The organism is Neobacillus drentensis (assembly GCF_036962765.1).
In the GTDB taxonomy this organism is placed as follows: Bacteria; Bacillota; Bacilli; order Bacillales; family Cytobacillaceae; genus Neobacillus; species Neobacillus drentensis_C.
Genome location: NZ_JBALOS010000376.1, coordinates 1,703 through 2,493, shown reverse-complemented (window position 1 = coordinate 2,493; position 791 = coordinate 1,703). Strand labels below are relative to the sequence as shown.

Sequence of the window (791 nt, the reverse complement as noted above, 5' to 3'; positions counted from 1 at the left end):
AGAAGATATAATTTGTTGTATACTAATACCGTTGCAAGAAGGAGAAGAGTATGAATATTGAAAAATTAGAGTATCTAATTGAAGTTGCAAAAACAGGTTCCTTCTCGATTGCTTCACAAAATTTATTTGTGAGTCAATCCGCTATTAGTCAATCGATTGTCAGTATTGAAAAGAAACTTGGGGTAAAATTATTTGAACGATCAAGAGGTAATAGTGCCATTCCTACGATTGAAGGAGAGCAGATTATTACAATTGCGAATGAGATATTATCTAAATATCAAGAACTGATTGAAAAAGTACAAATCATTAATAATAATGTGACTGGTAACTTGAAAATATCTACCGTGCCCGGATTTACAGCACCACTTTTAAGTCCAATTTCAGCTATTAAGGATAAATATCCAAAAATGAATATTGAAATCTTTCAAAAACCTGGACAGGATATTGTTGATGATATATTAGAGTGCAGAAGTGATATAGGTGTATTACCTTTAATTAAACATTTATTAGAAAATAATAATCGGGTAATTTATCAAAATTTATTTGAAGGTAAAATGAAATTATTGGTTAGTAAAAAGTCCCCATTAGCTGAAAAAACATTTGTAACACCACAACAAATCGTAAAAGAAACACTGATTGTTTATAATGGTGAATACATCCAATGGTTTAAAAGTAATTTTTATAAAAAGTTTGGTGTTATGAATGAATTATTTTCATCCACCAATGTTGATACATTAAAGAAAGCAGTCGATGAAAACTTAGGTGTTTCATTTGTACCGGATTGTCAAGGT

The 791-nt window shown here is 29.7% G+C and carries 1 protein-coding gene; it reads left to right on the top strand.

Going from position 1 to position 791, the window contains the following annotated elements; all coding sequences use genetic code 11:
• Nucleotides 1-50 precede the first annotated feature (50 nt).
• The coding region (locus V7137_RS29730; protein WP_335701399.1) for a LysR family transcriptional regulator at nucleotides 51-791 on the top strand (741 nt) is incomplete at its 3' end.